Source organism: Acinetobacter nematophilus (genome assembly GCF_026344175.1).
In the GTDB taxonomy this organism is placed as follows: domain Bacteria; phylum Pseudomonadota; class Gammaproteobacteria; order Pseudomonadales; family Moraxellaceae; genus Acinetobacter; species Acinetobacter nematophilus.
The window spans coordinates 1-17736 of sequence record NZ_JAPKMY010000017.1; the positions used below are offsets into that span (position 1 = coordinate 1).

The following is a 17736-nucleotide window of genomic DNA, read 5'->3' on the forward strand; positions in this document are numbered from 1 at the left end:
AAAATAAAGCTAGGTCAAAGTCCATTTTATGTAAGTCTGAAATATTGTCTGTCGTTAAAATCCTTAAATCAATCCCTTCATTATTTTGCTGAAATGCTGCTACCTTAGGCAATAACCACAGAGCAGCCATAGCATTTGTAGTAGCAACTGTTATTTGATGCTCTCCTTGCCATTTTTTTATCTCAGCTGTAGCCTGAGATACTTCCAATAAGGAACTATAAATTGTTTGATAATACTGTAACCCTGTAGGACTTAATGAAATATTACGATTTGCTCGAACAAATAATTCTTTACCTAAATACTCTTCAAGTTGTCTGATTTGGCGACTAATAGCTCCTTGAGTAACACTTAATTCATCAGCAGCTTTTGTAAAACTAAGGTGGCGGGCAGCTGCCTCAAATACAATTAAGCTGTTCATGGGCGGTAATGGTCTAATTTTCATGGACACTCCTGGTTTGTCCGTTATATCGCCAAGATAGATATAACTATATATTTTCTAAAAAATTATTACTCATTTGAGAAATCTCCCTTTTCTCAATCATATTTTTACTTCATAAAAGTTAACTTAGCTTGTCGTAATAAAGTGTCATAAATATAAGTTAATAAAAAGTGAGAAAAAGTATTTCGCTTATGAGTTTTTCTCACAGTTTGAAACTACAGGCTGATTTGTTCATTTATATTGAATAAACTCTAAAAAACAGCCTTCAAAAACAAATTAAGCTGCTACCTTCATATCGTTCATCTAGATCGTAGTACTCACTTAAAGTAGATGTATCTCCGATTAACCAATTTCATTCGTATTAATTTTAAAGAAATAAACCTTTAATTAATATAAATAAATCATTTTCTATTTTCCTAAAAAAATCCTCCAGCATCAAACTTTAATTTATTTTACAAATGCTATCTTTGAGGATCACTATTGATTTTAAAATAAAGCACGTATAATCCACTATTCGTTTTTTTCTATCTTTTCAGGTTTACTTTATGTCTGAGCTCCAATCTCTAACGCCTCGTATTTCGGTTGCCCCGATGATGGATTGGACCACTCGCGACTATCGTTTTTTTGCCCGTTTATTTAATCCCAATATCATTCTATACACAGAAATGGTCACAACAGGGGCTATTATCCATGGTGGGGCAAATCGCCATTTAGATTACAACCATGAAGAGCATCCGATCGTATTGCAACTTGGCGGATCAAACCCAAAAGAACTCGCAACTTGTACCAAGATGGCGCAAGACTGGGGCTATGATGAAGTCAACTTAAATGTGGGCTGCCCAAGTGACCGTGTGCAAAATAATAAAATTGGTGCATGTTTGATGGCTGAACCTGATTTGGTTGCGGAATGCATAGCTGAAATGCGTCACGCAGTTGATATTCCAGTCACCGTAAAACATCGAATCGGCATTGACGACATGCAATCCTATGAAGAAATGCTGCATTTTGTCGATACTGTAGCAAAAACTGGATGCAATAATTTTATCGTCCATGCCCGTATTGCTCTGCTTCAAGGCTTGTCTCCAAAAGAAAATCGAGATATTCCCCCACTCCGCTATGATGATGTCTATCGCTTAAAACAAGACCGTCCTGAGTTGTTGATCGAAATCAATGGTGGGATTAAAACCTTTGCTGAAACTCAAGCACATTTAAAACATGTCGATGGCGTCATGATCGGTCGTGAGGCTTATCATAATCCTTATCTATTAGCGGAACTGGGACAGCTTTGGAATTTAGATCTGCCTGATCGTTTTGAGATTATCGATCAAATGTTGCCTTATATTGCTCAACGGATGCAGGAGGGTGCGCCACTGTCGATTATTACTCGTCACATTCTTGGATTATTTCAAAACCTGCCAGGTGCGCGTAAATGGCGTCAAGCTTTAAGTGGTGGCAATGCCAAAACTTTTGCCGATGTCGAAACTGCTATCGTAAATATTAAAGAAGCAATGAAACGAACTGAAGATTATATTCGAGAACAGTCTGTTTAAATTCACTGATCTCCATAGCCAACAGACCCAGTCAATAAAAAATGATATGCATTTACGACCTATCGTTTTTTATTGAAGTTTAATTTTGAAAGTATTTCGCTAATTCTTTTGCGCATTTCACTACTGCATCATCCGCATGACTGTTCCATGCCATAAAGACATCAGAGCGTGCATGCTCAACATCCAAAGCAATCAATCTAACTTGCTCAGGTAATATATTTTCGAATTCGGCAGGAACGATACAGATCCCTATGTTTGCTGCAACCAATTGCAGTTGCGACACTTTTCGAGATTGAATTCTGGCTTTCCGGGGCGCAAAACCTGCACTCAGGCAAATATTAGCAACCAAATAACTCAGCCCACCTCGTTCTGCATGAGGCGTTGATACAAAGGTTTCATGTCTTAATTGCTGAATTTTAACTGTGCTTTTTTTCGCTAGAGGGTGGTGTTGATGGACAGCAACATATAAGGGTTCATCATATAATTGAGTGGCGATTAAGCCATCCAAACTATTTAAAATAGGGGGACGAAAAAATCCAATATCAATGTTACCTTTTATCAATTCAAGTACTTGATCTTCAGAAGACATATTATTGATTTCAAAATTAATATTGTGATATCTGGCGACATGATCAAACAACTGTATTTTTTCCAAACTCATCGTAATGGTACTTGAATGCGCAATCTTAATTAGGCGATGTTGCCCTTTAGCAATATCTTTAGCATTTTCAATAATATGATTTAAGTTAAGTAGGTTATTTTTAACTTGGGAATAAAAGAACTGCCCTGCTTTGGTCAGCTTTATTTTCTTATCACCACGATCTAAAATTTCGAAACCAACTTCTTCTTCCAAAAGCTTCATTTGCCGACTTAACGCAGATTGGGCAATAAACAACTTTTCTGCAGCAGCAATAAATCCACCTTCTTCAACAATTTTAATCAGATAATGGAATTGTTTGAGTGTTGCCATATTCATCTCAATATTAGATCAATCATTCTTTTTTCCATATTAGATTAGATCAACAAACTTCACTAGACTGAATTTAAAAGTAAGCGTCCAGGAAGAAAGCCAATGAGTATATCTAAACAAATCTTGATTTTTATCAGTATCATTGGTGCATTTCTTTTATTGAGTTGCTATGACCGTTTCATCACTCAGCAAACAGGAAAAGAGATTAAGCAATCAACGTTTATTGAGTCGCAGGATTGAACAGATCTGGTACATTGAGCAAGTAACAACAAGGGCTGGTTTGTTTTTTAACCACAATCATGTATTAAAAATAAATCCCTATGGGCTGAACAGCAATCTGAACTGATCTCATTCAACTTAGACGGATAAACCATATTGATGGATATTCAGGTCGTTTCGTATAGGAATGCTGCTTTATCAACGGGTACAGAATTTTACGAGAGAATATTTTTCTATATTGGTCAAACATTCGGTTTTATTATTTTTTAGGTCATATCGATAGGCAATATACTTCCCAGCAAGATCATCACTGACAGAATGATCATATTTAAAATAGACTTTGATCATACATGTCTGTAAGTCATTTATTGCAAAGACTTTAATACGTTCAAGATATTGTGTCTGCTGTTGAACACTCACGTTCCAGTCGAATAATTGGTTTATTTTTTGAAACTCGGCGTGTGCACTGGCTTGCTGTATATTCTTAAAGTTACATGTCTTTATCGCATTATGAGGATATTGGGCACTTGACCAAATCAGCACCGTTCTTATATCACCCAATGCTTTTCGTGCTTCATTCAATTGATTGACTGCTTGAACGTGGCGAACCGTTGAATAACAACCGTAACCCACTCCAACTGCAATCAAAATGAACAATATGAGCGGGCTAAGATTAAAGTGTAAACGATTCCCCCATAGAAACATGTTTATTCAATATCCATATGTATAGATTGATGCTAAATCCACTGTAATCCGCATAACGTCAGATAAATTCCGAATCTATCGACCAAATTTATTTAGGCAGCGCCAATATTTATCTTTAAAGATACTGACCTCAATTTCAAAATCGTTGCTATATTTTTCAATAATCTGATCAATTACTTTGGACGGTTTTCGAAAATCCTTAGCGGCAAAATACATGGTTCTTAAATGATTTCCAGTTTCACGACCAATATTTAAATAACCATCAACATCTTTTAGCTCAGCCAATAATGCTTGTTCTATATGTTCAAGTTGTTCATATTGTTTTGAAGGCGGCATACCGCTCGAGTTTTGACCATGATAGGTGATTTCAATAATCATCATCCATGGATGCGACGCTTTTTGATCCCAATCCAGCAAAGTACTGTTTAAAACTGCAATCAGGGGTAAGCCCTCATTCGTTTCCCCTTGCAGGCTGATATATTCATCTTCATCTGTATTCGTTCGGATAACTTTGTCTAAACGAGAAATTTCACTCGTTTTTAAAATTAAAATATTTTTTAAACTCTCCATCGGCATCAATTCTTTTTCAGCATCTTGTCGACAGCGTACTGACACCTGATCCAATTTAGTGATTGAATCGTATTCGCCTAAATAATTGTCTAAAAAAATATAAACTGCTTGTAAAAACTCGGCTTTTTGCTCTTCATTATATTGATCATGCACGACAACGAGGTCAATTTCGTCAGGGTATCCATCATGATCTCTCAGATAAAAAGATAAAGTTTCTTGACTAAATTCATGACAGTGCATAGCAATACTGGTCTGGTGAATATCGCTGGCAGGTTTCAGTGCTGTAAATTTCCAACCTGCAATTTCAGGGGCAGCAGCCACCAGTTCTTCAACAAAGATAATATTGGAAATCACACCATCTGGCGTCAAGATCAGCTCAGCAGTCTCTTGGTCGTACATTCCTGTTAGAAAAAAAATCCCAACATGAACTTTTTCCAATTCAGGAGACAATTGATCAAAGAAATCTCTTTGAATCGTGTCTTGATTCATTTCATCGACCACTCGATGAAAATGCTGTTGATGCTGCTGAAACCATTGCCAAAATTCAGCATAGCGGTTTTGATTGTTTTGTACCTGCTGTTGTTTTTTTTCAAACAATTTCTTAAAAAAACTCATTTTGATTATTTTCTTTTATTGCTGATGAATCAGGTTAATTTAACCTAATTCATCTATTTTTTAAATGTACTGAAGCAACAATTAAGTCAACTTAAGCATTACTTTCCAGGTTGTAGACGATCCAATTTTTTTAATACTTCTGCAACTGCAACCATTGCAAAACTGGATGTCACGACAACAGCTGATCCATAACCGCCACAGCGCAGACCTGCACTGGCACAGACATCTGCGCTAGAAAATGGATTATCTATTGAATAAATACAGGTAATACCAAATTTTTCTTTGGGTTTCTTACAAATGCCTTTGCCACGTAACTGGCTACGTAGTTTTGCCAACATCGGGTCTTGCTCTGTCTTAGACAAATCAGCTACACGAATCTTTAAAGGGTCTAATTTTCCGCCCGCTCCACCAGAAACAATCAGTGGGATTTTATTAAAACGGCAATGTAACATGAGTGCAAACTTTGCTTTAACATCATCGATACAATCTAAAATAATATCGGGTGCCTTTTCTAAAATTTCCTTGATATTTTCAGGACTTAGATAGTCATCTATCAAGTTGATCTTGATTCGTGGATTGATTGAACGGCATCGTTCAGCCATGACTTGAATCTTTTCCATCCCTAGAGTTGAACTCATCGCGGGCAATTGACGGTTGATATTTGAAGCTGCAACGGCATCCATATCCACAAGGGTGAGTTCACCCACCCCCGTTCTGGCTAAGGCTTCCACAGCCCATGAACCGACGCCACCGATCCCAATCACCATCACATGACTTTTTTCATAATGACTAAACGCATCGTCTCCATAAATCTTGGCAACACCGGCAAAACGGCGTTCATATTCATCATCAGTAGAATGGTCAGTCATGTTTAGCATCAACTCAAAAATACCGCACTATTTTACTCATTTATCAGCAATGTGTCTTGCATGGACGCAATAAAAAAAGCCCTGTACTGTATACAGGGCTTGGAGAACCGATATAAAACCTGAGCAATAGCTTAACTAAGATGCAATTAAATTACGCAGTACATAATGTAAGATCCCCCCTGCTTTAAAGTATTCCACTTCGTTCAACGTATCAATACGGCATAACACTTTGAAACGATCTTGTGATCCATCTGCACGTTTAACCTCAACCTCTAAAGTTTGATGAGGTTGTATATCATCAGATAAACCGTAAATAGACAGTTGTTCATGTCCGGTTAGATTTAATGATTGGCGGGTCTGTCCATCGACAAACTGCAAGGGCAGTACCCCCATTCCTACTAGATTTGAACGATGAATTCGCTCAAAACTTTCGGTAATTACGGCCTTTACCCCCAAAAGATTGGTGCCTTTCGCGGCCCAGTCTCGTGAAGAACCCGTACCATACTCTTTACCTGCAATGATCACCAGTGGAGTGGCATCTTGCTGATACTTCATAGCAGCATCATAGATCGACAGTTTTTCACCGGTTGGGATATACAGCGTGTTGCCGCCTTCTTCACCATTCAACATTTCATTTTTGATACGAATATTGGCGAATGTGCCTCGCATCATCACTTCATGATTCCCGCGGCGTGAGCCATATGAGTTGAAGTCTTTTTGATCCACGCCCTGCGCTTGTAAATAACGCCCCGCTGGACTGTCCTTTTTAATGTTCCCTGCTGGTGAGATATGGTCTGTGGTGACTGAGTCACCTAAAACAGCCAAAATATTGGCATTAAGAATATCTTGAATTGGTTTTGACGGCTGATCAATCCCTTCAAAGAACGGTGGATGACGGATATAAGTCGATTGTTCATCCCATTCATAAGTTTCAGAGTCAGGAATCTGAATCGCCTGCCATTTCTCATCGCCATCAAATACCGCAGCATATTCTTTATGGAACATCTGTGTATTCACTTTTTGGAGTACAGCATCAATCTCGGTCTGTGTCGGCCAAATATCTTTTAGATAGACTGACTGACCCTGTGAATCAACACCCAGTGCAGTAGTGGTAATATCATGACGTATGTTACCGAATAATCCGAAGGCAACCACCAACGGTGGAGAAGCCAACCAATTGGTTTTTACCAGAGGATGTACACGGCCTTCAAAGTTTCGGTTTCCTGAAAGTACCGATGCGACATTCAGGTCATAGCACTGAATCGCATCTTCTATGGGCTGAGGCAATGGTCCAGAGTTACCAATGCAGGTGGTACAGCCATAACCTACAAGGTTATAGCCCAGTTGGTCTAGATAAGACAGTAATCCTGCTGCCTCTAAATAATCCGTAACGACTTTGGAACCTGGTGCTAAAGAACTTTTGACCCACGGCTTACGCTGTAAGCCTTTTTCTATGGCTTTTTTGGCCAATAAGCCCGCTGCCAACATTACGCTTGGATTCGATGTATTGGTACATGAAGTAATTGCAGAAATAACCACATCACCATCGGTCAATGGATAACGTTGACCATCAATGACACAATGTGGTTCTTCATTTTGTAATGCAGACTGTTTTGAATCAATGGCTGTGCCTGCACCCCCTTCATTCACCAACCGTTCTTTCTCAATTTTAGCTGGTTTAAGGTCTAGTTCCATCAGTGCACTAAAGGTCTTTGGAATATCAGCCAATACCACGCGGTCTTGTGGGCGCTTTGGCCCTGCAACACTGGCTTCAACCGTATTCATATCCAACGCCAAAGTATCGGTAAACACAGGCTCATCTCCTGGATTGCGCCATAACCCTTGTTCTTTACAGTAGGCTTCAACCAGTGCAATACGGTCATCTTGACGACCCGTCAAGCGTAAATAGCCAAGTGTGATTTCATCGATAGGGAAAAAGCCACAAGTTGCCCCATATTCAGGCGCCATATTGGCAATGGTTGCGCGGTCTGCCAATGGTAAATCCGCAAGCCCATCACCATAAAATTCAACAAATTTCCCGACTACACCTTTTTTACGGAGCATTTGAGTGATAGTCAGTACCAAATCAGTTGCTGTGATTCCCTCACGTAATTTGCCTGTTAATTTAAAACCAATCACTTCAGGAATCAGCATCGAAATCGGTTGCCCCAACATCGCGGCTTCGGCTTCAATGCCTCCAACGCCCCAACCCAGTACACCCAAACCATTGATCATGGTGGTATGTGAATCAGTCCCCACCAAGGTGTCCGGAAAAGCATACTGTTCTCCGTCACTTTCGCCTAACCATACAGCCTGTGCCAGATACTCTAGATTAACCTGATGACAGATCCCTGTACCCGGCGGGACAACGCTAAAATTATCAAAGGATGATTGCCCCCAACGCAAAAATTGATAGCGTTCACCATTACGCTGCATTTCAATTTCAACATTTTCTTCAAAGGCTTGGTCTGTACCAAAATGATCTACCATGACCGAATGGTCAATCACCAAATCAACAGGTGATAAAGGATTAATTAAATTGGGATCTTTATGAGCTGCCTGAACAGCAGCACGCATTGCAGCCAAGTCAACAACTGCTGGAACCCCGGTAAAGTCCTGCATCAAGACCCGTGCTGGTCGATACTGAATTTCTTGATCTGAAGTTTTATCTTTCTGCCAATCGACAATAGCCTGAATGTCACTTCGCTTTACCGTGAGATCATCTTCAAATCTCAGTAAATTTTCCAACAGTACTTTGAGTGACTTCGGCAGTTTTGAAATATCACCTAATTCAGATTGGGCTTGTTTCAAACTAAAAATTTTATATGTTTCATTCCCAACATTTAAGTTGTGTAGAGAATTCAAACTATTTATACGACCATACTTTGCCATTGAGTTAACCTCCAGCTTGGCGTTAATTTCTTATTGAGCTACTTGGAGTACTTCTTTCAATCTAAGACAAATATTTATTTTAGGTGTTGTGAATTGGTTATTTTTATTCAATTGAGTGAGATACAAGGCGACGTCCAGTGAGGAATGGTGATCCATTTACTCAAGATATTTTGAACAAACATGTGCCATATCATTGCGAACTTAAGCCCTTATCAAACTTCATTCATCCTCAAACATGTCATGGAGTTATTCCATAAAATATCTGCCAACAACAAAAGTTCCATGTTTAAGCTTTCTGCCAAACCTTGCAGAACATAGGGTAAATTGACAGGCGTATTACGTGTTCGATGTTGTGTAGATGTCTGACAGCACAAAGGCGTCATGTCTGGACAGTCTGTTTCTAAAACGAGATGCTCAGCTCCCACTGCCTGTACCACAGCATGGAGTTTTTTGGCATTTGGTTGAGTAATCTGTCCTGTTATCCCAATTTTAAATCCTAACTTGATCAATGCCTTGGCTTCTTCTACACCACCACTGAAGGCATGTGCAATTCCACCATTTTGAAACTGATGTTGCTTCAACATCGTCAGAACATCGGCATGAGATTTACGGATATGCAAAAGAATCGGCAGATCAAACTGTTGAGCAAGTTCAATCTGTGCTGAAAAGAATGCCTTTTGCTTTGCCAAAATTTCAGGCTGTTTATGCTGTTTCAAAAAAGTATCTAAACCGATTTCTCCAACGGCTATACACTGTTCTGTTTGGAGAATCTGTTCGAGTGCATCGAGATGTGCTGAATCATGCTGCTCAATATAAAAAGGATGCAAACCCGGTGCCAAATGGCTGCGCGGTGCCTGTTCTAACTGATTCAGTATGTACTGGGTATGAATCAACTCTTGAAAACGTGATTTTAAAAATCCGATTAAAACCAGATGTTCAACCCCAGCCAATTTTGCTTGATATGCCAACGTCTCCCGGTCCTGATCAAAATCCGGAACATCGAAATGCGTATGCGTATCAAACAGTCTCAATGACATTATAATTTCGCTTTATTGTCAGCCGCCGGCGCAGAACTATTCGGTTGATCTACCTGCATTTGTGCTGGGAAATATTGCGGTTTTAATATCCCCTTTAATTGATCATAAGGAATAGTTAAACGAGGCAAACCCACCACATATGGACCAATATCATATTCACCATACTGTAAAATCAAACCTTGTTTGCCCAGATAAAAATTATTGGATAATTGAAATTTCCAAACTTGCTCATACTCGCTCACATTATCCGCAAGTTTTGAATCAACTACCCAAGCTTTAAATGCATCATGTGCCAATTGTTCAAATTTAGCTTTTTGCTTTGCTTCAATGATTTGATCCAGTTGAACCTGTTTCTTCGTCAACAAATCAAAATTAAAATAAGTTTGTGCAGATGATCCATGTGCTCCCCCCAAGTAGCTACTGCTATTTAATACAACCGTTGCTAAAGGCTGATCCGAATTCAATATTTTAGGGCTTAAACTAATCGTGATCTGACCACTTGCACCCAATGTTTTAAGTTCTTTATCCAATGCCAAGAATGAGTTTGCATACGGTTGAACACGATCTTGCAATTGCTGAGTCGATGTTTTATCTACATTTACTTCACTGGCTGAAGCTTGTGAACTGGCTTGCTGTTGATCGGCAACTTTTTTACTCAACTGTGCAATATCCAACATTTTATCGAGATTATCCAAAATTGCTTGGTCAATCACTCGATCTACAAAAGGCTGGTTACTTTGCAGTCTTTCAATTGAAAATTCAGGACATGTTTTTCCATCACACTCAGGTAAACTCAGTTTTAATTTCTCTCTATCGCCTTGTAACAGCAGTGAAGTATCTGCGACTTGTGATGCAGCAGTTTCATCTACTGTTGGCTCTACTTTTTTAGAGTCTGGTTTTTGACACGCTGCTAATCCCAAGGTGATTAACAAAATTGAAAGTGCTAAGGTATTTTTTTGATTCAACATTTCACAAACCTATCCAACAATCCAAGCTCAGATTTTTTCAATATCTCTAAGGGATAGCCTATTCTTCTCTGTATCAATCCTCAATCAAAATTTGTATGAAAATTGAAGCGTTATTATCATTATCAATGTGCTGATTTAATGTTCAAACCCGGTCATCAATGCTGTATACAAACTCAAAGGAAAGTTCGCCTTATCGACAATTCAACATCATGGAATAGTCGATAAAATTTAGTTTTGCTCATCAGCTTTGTAGGCATCAAGATTAGAACATGTGTTGAAATACTTCTGCTTTAAGTATTTTTTGGGTTTGTTTTTTACTTAAATAAATATCCAACTGAGTTGCATCTTCTACAATCTCATTGGCGCGATAGTGTAAACCCACACCTTCTCCATCAAAGAACCAATCTGCTTGTCCCCAATAAAGTTTTTTAGGTGCATGTTTTTTTACATCCGGGTTTTGTTTTTCCAACCATGCTGCATATTTTTCTTGTACCCAAACATTCAACTGATTTTGTTGATTGGGTTGAATCACATCTAAAATGCTCAAACTCTTTTTCAATTTACGATCTGCGACGAAAAAGTATTGACGTTCCTGGATACTGACATCCGCTTGCAATGAGTTGACCGAGACTTGAAGTAAAACATATTCATTACGTTGTGATGCCATTCGGGTTTGCATATGTAATTCAAATGCTTTGTTTTTTGGAAACTCTTCTTGCCACGCATCTGACTTTTTGACAAAAGCATTAATTGCTTGCTGTAAAGTCATGTTCTGCTTTAAATCAATTTGTGCTTGAATCACATTCGCCTGATTATTACTGATCCATTGATTGAGCCAAGCATCTTGAGTTTTAATGGTTTGGATGTCGATTTCAATGCAATTCTTTTTCTCGCAAAATGGCAATGCATAATCCGCTTTGCTTTCTTGAATATTTAAATAAGGTAAAACTTCTGCGGCTTGTTGTTTGGATTGTAATACTGAACCATCTTTATCTTGATCTTTTTTTGAATCACATGCTACCAAAACCAAAGTACTCAAACAAAACACCGTGATTATTTTTTTTGAATATTGCACCGTATAAATCCCTTTGGACAAAAAGCACTGTATTTTGATACAAAAACAGCTTCACTAGGAAGCTGTTTTTACATTTTGCAATAAGTTAGCAAAACTTAATGTTCACGTGTCGCACGGAACTGAATATCAGGATAACGCTCTTGCATCAACTGTAAATTCACTCGGCTCGGCGCAAGGTAAGTTAAATGACCACCACCATCGACTGAAAGCTGGTCATGTGCTTTTTTCTTAAATTCGTTGAATTTCTTTTCATCATCACAAGATACCCAGCGCACTGTATTGATATTCACTGGTTCATAAATACAATCCACTTTGTATTCTTCTTTCAAGCGGTATGCAACCACATCAAATTGAAGCACCCCTACTGCGCCTACAATTAAATCATTGTTAATTTGGGGCATGAATACCTGTGTCGCACCTTCTTCAGAAAGTTCTTTCAAACCTTTTTGCAGCTGTTTAGATTTCAAAGGATCTTTGAGACGTACACGGCGGAACATTTCTGGTGCAAAGTGCGGAATACCTGTGAAATGAAGATTTTCACCTGAGGTAAAGGTATCTCCAATTTGAATCGTACCATGGTTATGCAGACCAATAATATCACCCGGCCATGCTTCTTCCAGTTGCTCTCGTTCGCCGGCAAGGAAGGTTAATGCATCACTGATACGTACATCTTTACCAATACGTACATGATTCATTTTCAAACCTTTTTCATACTTGCCTGAACAGATTCGCATAAAGGCAATACGGTCACGGTGCTTCGGATCCATATTGGCTTGAATTTTGAAAACAAAGCCACTGAAGCCTTCTTCAGTGGCGTCAACAGTCCGTTCATGTGTTGGGTGTGCTTTCGGTTCCGGTGCCCATTGGATAAATGCGTCAAGCACATGATCAACGGCAAAGTTGCCTAAAGCTGTACCAAACAATACTGGCGTTTGTCGTCCTGCCAAGAATTCTGCCGGATCAAGCGGATCATTGGCCATTTTGACCAGTTCCAATGATTCTTCAAAAGACGCAAATGCCAAGTCACCCACTTTGTCACGGATATCCGGATAATCATAACCATCACGAACTTCAATATCAGTAATGGTTGAACCAAAGCCTGCCTTGTAGAGATAAAGCTTATCTTCAAGAATATTATATACACCTGCAAAATCACGCCCCATACCCAACGGCCAAGTAATTGGTACACAACGGATTTTAAGCACATTTTCAATTTCATCAAGCAACTCTAATGGCTCACGGATTTCACGGTCCATTTTGTTGACGAATGAAATAATCGGTGTGTCACGCATACGACACACTTCCATCAATTTAATGGTACGTTCTTCGACACCCTTTGCCCCATCAATCACCATCAACGCCGAGTCAACGGCAGTTAAAGTACGATATGTATCTTCAGAGAAATCTTCATGTCCTGGTGTATCGAGCAAATTAATGACATGTTTTTTATAGGGAAACTGCATTACAGAGGTAGTGATCGAAATCCCACGTTCTTTTTCCATTTCCATCCAGTCAGATGTCGCGGCACGATCTGATTTACGACTTTTTACCATTCCCGCAACCTGAATTGCTTTACCCCATAACAACAGTTTTTCTGTCATTGTGGTTTTACCAGCATCGGGGTGGGAAATAATCGCGAAAGTCCTACGCGCTGCTACTTCTGTAGCTAACTGATCTTTAAACATAAAAAAATCTACAATATGTGCACAGTTATGTACACATTGATAAATATGTACTTGAACTGAAAAAGTTTGAATTTGAAATTGTGTGGATTGTAGCAGATTTCATCTGTATTTTAACGCTTGTTGATCGGTCTTAATCATCTATAATTTGTTCTTGAATAAGTCATGCAGGGAAAATGAAATTCGATAATCGACTTGCCATCTCATAAAAATCCTTGCTTGGCACACTTGGCTCGTCCTAAACAAGATAGGTAAAGCCTAGATCTATCTCCTTCATGGAAAAGAAAACAGAAAGAATAATACTCAAATATAAATTTATTTGATTGGCTTCACATTGAAGATTAGTATTTATTAATCAATCCTATGATTCCATTTGCAATCATATCAATCGCTATGGTTCCAATTAAAAGCGCCGATAAACGCCCAACAATATCAAAATAACGGTCAATATATTTTGCATGACTATAGCGGAGATGATCATGACCAAATTTCATAATCATTAAAATCCCACAACTGATAAATAAAGTGAATGCAATCAAGAGGGCCGATTCGAGTAAAGACATACTGACACCCGTCACAACAGCCGCACTAATTGTGCCCGGACCTATCATAAATGGCATCGCCATGGTACTGGCTAGGTGTGCGGGTGTCCCTCTCATTTCGCCAATTGTATCAGCACCTTGAAAGACAAAACGATAGCCGATCACCAAGAAAATAAGTCCACCAAAAATTTGAAATGACTCAAAACGGACATTTAAATACGTACTAAAGATGGCTTCTCCACCCCATGCGAAAAGCAAAAATACCACATAAGCAATCAGCGCACCCTGAGCTAAACTCTTATTAAAAACTTTAGTTTCAGTATGACGAATCATCCCAATCATATAAATGCTCATTAAAAATGGATTGAGCAGAGAAAAAAATAAAGCAAAAGAATGGATATAGTTTGAAAACATAAGAACTTTCCATTAATTAATTCAAAAAATATAGGGGTACATAAAGTGTAATATCAGTTCTTCACTCATTTTGTCAGACTCGTTATTTAGAATTGTAAAATTGTTGAATATAAATGAGTTTACTGGATATAAAATCATAGAAATATGTAACGATATTGCTACTCAGATAATTGAATGAATCAAAGTCTGTTTACTCGACTTACATCATTAAATCCTATCAAATGATGTTCAATTTTCGGGCTTAATACATTAAAAGTAAAAATTATACTTAGAAAAGGATATATCAAAAATTAAGATGGATAAACATCTAAAGAAAAAGAAGTTTATCCATATTTATATCATGAAATGTCGTTATAACCGATCATGGATTAAAATTTGTAACCGATTTTTAGTCCATATACCATCGCGGTATTGTCTTTAAAATCAGCTTGTTCTGCGATTTGTGAAATACCTTCAATAGGGAGAAAGTATGTGCCATCTTGTGCGACAGCATCACCAAACCATATATAACGAAGACCTGCAGAAAGAAAATATTTAGGTGTTGGGTTATATTGGAGCCCTAGCCCCAGTCCCCATCCACCATGAATTGGTCCTAAAACACCTGCAGGGTTGCCTGTACCTGAATCCCAGCTCACGTCAGTGGATGCACTTATTTTCTCATTAAATTGATGTCCAACGCCTAATGCTGCACTCCACTGATCTTTTCTATAGTCATCCAAATTGAAACCACCACCATATGCGCCTTGGCTTAATTCAGCCGTTGCTAATTCAGACAGTGCGCCAAACTGAGCTGGACGAATAACAGAATTTTTCCAGTTCACCCATCGTGCATTTAAATATAACAAGGTGTTTTGACTTACTCCTGTTTGAAAATCTAAGTTTATAGACTTCGGCGTAATTATTTTTGTATCTTTTGCTTCGGTAAAATTCATAATTTCACCATTCAGACTTTCTTGTACATCAATACTATAATCAATTTTAGAACGATAAGTTAACGCTGCTTTTAACGCGATTTCTGGGATTTGATATGCCACACCCGCCAACCAACCCGTTGAATTATCTTTTAAAAAATTTGCATCATATCCATTAAAAATGCCCATACTATTTCCACGCAGGGAGACATTTCCTTCCATGCTTTGATAGACCCCGCCCGCATAGAAATTCAAATATTTGTTCGGTTGAAAGCCAATGATTGTCGTAAGGTTTTGGGTTTCAACGTTCGCTTTGGTCCCAACAAAGGTGTATTGATTATCCGAAAAAGTATTATTCGCTTTCATAGGATATTCTGTATTCGCACCAAAAGGTTGGTCATAAAGAAGACCAAATGAGACCCTGGGTGAAAGCTGAAACTTCATGGCAGCACTATAATATTGAATATCTTTTATCATGTCGCCCGTATCTAGATCAGAACTTCCTGATGCGACTAAATCAGGTCTATTTCTAATTTTTCCCGAGATATCTGGAGAGACAGCTGTAATACTTGCCTCTGCATAATGCCCATCTTCTAAAAATGCTAAAATAGATTGACCAGACTGATCCATACCAGCTGCATAAACTTGTGTAGATGAATAGATACTCAACAAGCAAAATATGAGTGGGGTAATTTTCATAATTAACCATCCTTGATTAAAAACAATAACTTCTGCTGATGATGCAAGCGCTGTTCTTCTTTAGTTGCACTTGCAACGGACTATGTTTATTTATCGAGTGAAGCAGCTATCGCACTAAAAGCAGCAAGCGTATAGGCTTCAATATCATGATCCTCTGGTAAATCCAGACTAGATTGCTTCACTATAACGACATTGTGTTTAGGGTCGACATAAATCCATTGCCCATTTATTCCCCATGCACTAAATGACTTTTCAGGATTATTGAAAAACCAAAATTGATCCACATAACTAGATCCTTTCGGTGTTACAGCATCTCTTGCATACACACTATTTGCATAGGCTTTTGCATCTCCACCTTGAGCAATGCGTTCAACGACTTCAGTAGGTAAAATTTGCTGACCATTAAATTGACCTTTTTGTAAGATCATTTGACCAAAACGAGCCATATCTCGAGTTGTTGCATTTACCCCACCACCACAACTGGGAACTCCTTGTGGATCAACAAGAACATAAGCATCACGCTCCATCCCCATTTTTTGCCAAATGCTTTTTTCAAGTAATACCGTTGGTGTCATACCTGACGCACGCTCAGCTAACCAACACATGACATCACTAATGGGAGTAACATAATGAAATGTAGTACCATGCACTTTTTCTTTTTTGAGTGTAGGTAAAAAATTTCGTATGCCTAATTTACTGTTATATACATCATTTTCTGGCATTAACCCCATATTTTTAATGTATTGAGTAATTTCTGAATGAGGAGATAAATAATCCTCTGAATATTTTATTCCAATCGTCATATTCATCACTTGATCAACGGTTGCATCGCCAAATGCTGAATCTTTCAGTTCTGGAATGTATTCAACTACTTTTGCATTTCTTTTTAATTTTCCCTCTGCAATCAACATTGCGGTCAAAGAACCAAAAATAGACTTACTAACGGACATCATTTGGTGACGAGTAGATGCATCTTGACCATTTAAATATCTTTCAACAACAATTTTTCCATTTTTTAAGACAACAAAACCATCTGTATTGGTATCAACCAACATCTTTTCCAGATTAGTTTCTACAGGCTGTTTTGTAGACGGTTTTATAAAGTGAAATGGAATATTATTTAATTGCGGTGAAGCATATTTGAATTCCGATATCGGTTTATTTCCCGTCCATATCGTAATTGTCGGTAAGAATTCCTGCATATGTAAAAATGAATAGCGATTTTTTTCAGGTGCAAATACATTGTTCAAATTTACATCGAGTTTCTGCCGAGGGGATTGCAACTTATCGTTCTGATGAATCTCCGAAAATACTGAACTATTAAAAAGACACAGGCACACGAGACCCAATAAGGTTTTTTTTACATGACAAATCAGCATATCATTCCCTAATACGCAGTTAATTATGTGAATATTGGATGATATTTTTATTTATGTGTACACTCATTTATTCTCATGCTTATTATTGACATTTACACATACATTTACCAAGTCATTATGCTTTAAATATTTTTTTACTTGAACTGATAATTTTAACACTCAGCATCATTGTCTTATTGCTGAGATTTTAAAATAAGCAA

The 17736-nt window shown here is 38.2% G+C and carries 15 protein-coding genes; 2 read left to right on the plus strand and 13 right to left on the minus strand.

Annotated elements, in window-relative coordinates; translation table 11 throughout:
* Positions 1-442, minus strand: a 442-nt coding sequence (locus OSH00_RS19525) for a LysR family transcriptional regulator (RefSeq protein WP_266131802.1), incomplete at its 3' end; no start/stop codon positions are given.
* Positions 443-984: 542 nt separating this feature from the next.
* Between OSH00_RS19525 and dusA the strand changes: the two genes are divergently transcribed.
* A complete protein-coding gene (dusA, locus tag OSH00_RS19530; protein WP_266131803.1) occupies positions 985-1989 on the plus strand; it encodes a tRNA dihydrouridine(20/20a) synthase DusA in 1005 nt (334 codons plus the stop codon).
* 79 nt (positions 1990-2068) lie between these two features.
* Here the strand turns inward: dusA and OSH00_RS19535 are convergent, their stop codons facing one another.
* Positions 2069-2959, minus strand: a complete 891-nt coding sequence (locus OSH00_RS19535; protein WP_266131804.1) for a LysR family transcriptional regulator — start codon at positions 2957-2959, stop codon at positions 2069-2071.
* A 102-nt stretch (positions 2960-3061) separates the two neighbouring features.
* Here OSH00_RS19535 and OSH00_RS19540 point away from each other — a divergent pair, with 102 nt between their 5' ends.
* Entirely contained in the window at positions 3062-3199 is a 138-nt protein-coding gene (locus tag OSH00_RS19540; RefSeq protein WP_196076763.1) for a hypothetical protein, read from the plus strand.
* Positions 3200-3376: 177 nt separating this feature from the next.
* Here the strand turns inward: OSH00_RS19540 and OSH00_RS19545 are convergent, their stop codons facing one another.
* The 11 genes from OSH00_RS19545 to OSH00_RS19595 all read right to left on the minus strand — a co-directional run bounded on the left by OSH00_RS19545 (position 3377) and on the right by OSH00_RS19595 (position 17440).
* Positions 3377-3883 carry a hypothetical protein gene (locus OSH00_RS19545; RefSeq protein ID WP_266131805.1) on the minus strand — a complete coding sequence of 169 codons (507 nt, stop codon included), beginning with the start codon at positions 3881-3883 and terminating at the stop codon, positions 3377-3379.
* Between the two features lie 75 nt (positions 3884-3958).
* On the minus strand, positions 3959-5068 hold the full coding sequence (locus tag OSH00_RS19550) for a DUF695 domain-containing protein (RefSeq protein ID WP_266131806.1): 1110 nt from the start codon (positions 5066-5068) through the stop codon (positions 3959-3961).
* A gap of 98 nt (positions 5069-5166) precedes the next feature.
* A complete protein-coding gene (locus OSH00_RS19555) occupies positions 5167-5937 on the minus strand; it encodes a tRNA threonylcarbamoyladenosine dehydratase (RefSeq protein ID WP_266131807.1) in 771 nt (256 codons plus the stop codon).
* A 135-nt stretch (positions 5938-6072) separates the two neighbouring features.
* Entirely contained in the window at positions 6073-8829 is a 2757-nt protein-coding gene (gene acnA, locus OSH00_RS19560) for an aconitate hydratase AcnA (RefSeq protein WP_266131808.1), read from the minus strand.
* A 212-nt stretch (positions 8830-9041) separates the two neighbouring features.
* Positions 9042-9866 carry a TatD family hydrolase gene (locus tag OSH00_RS19565; RefSeq protein WP_266131809.1) on the minus strand — a complete coding sequence of 275 codons (825 nt, stop codon included), beginning with the start codon at positions 9864-9866 and terminating at the stop codon, positions 9042-9044.
* Entirely contained in the window at positions 9866-10834 is a 969-nt protein-coding gene (locus tag OSH00_RS19570) for an RsiV family protein (RefSeq protein WP_266131810.1), read from the minus strand. Before OSH00_RS19570 ends, OSH00_RS19565 begins: the two co-directional genes overlap by 1 nt.
* Positions 10835-11096: 262 nt before the next feature.
* Positions 11097-11909: a hypothetical protein gene (locus OSH00_RS19575; protein ID WP_420909558.1), complete on the minus strand. Its 813-nt coding sequence runs from the start codon at positions 11907-11909 to the stop codon at positions 11097-11099.
* Between the two features lie 95 nt (positions 11910-12004).
* Positions 12005-13594, minus strand: coding sequence for a peptide chain release factor 3 (locus tag OSH00_RS19580; RefSeq protein ID WP_266131811.1), 1590 nt, complete (start codon positions 13592-13594; stop codon positions 12005-12007).
* A gap of 338 nt (positions 13595-13932) precedes the next feature.
* Positions 13933-14547, minus strand: a complete 615-nt coding sequence (locus tag OSH00_RS19585; RefSeq protein ID WP_266131812.1) for a MarC family protein — start codon at positions 14545-14547, stop codon at positions 13933-13935.
* Between the two features lie 368 nt (positions 14548-14915).
* Positions 14916-16157, minus strand: coding sequence for an OmpP1/FadL family transporter (locus OSH00_RS19590; RefSeq protein ID WP_266131813.1), 1242 nt, complete (start codon positions 16155-16157; stop codon positions 14916-14918).
* Positions 16158-16243: 86 nt separating this feature from the next.
* Entirely contained in the window at positions 16244-17440 is a 1197-nt protein-coding gene (locus OSH00_RS19595; protein WP_266131814.1) for a serine hydrolase domain-containing protein, read from the minus strand.
* Between the last annotated feature and the right edge of the window lie 296 nt (positions 17441-17736).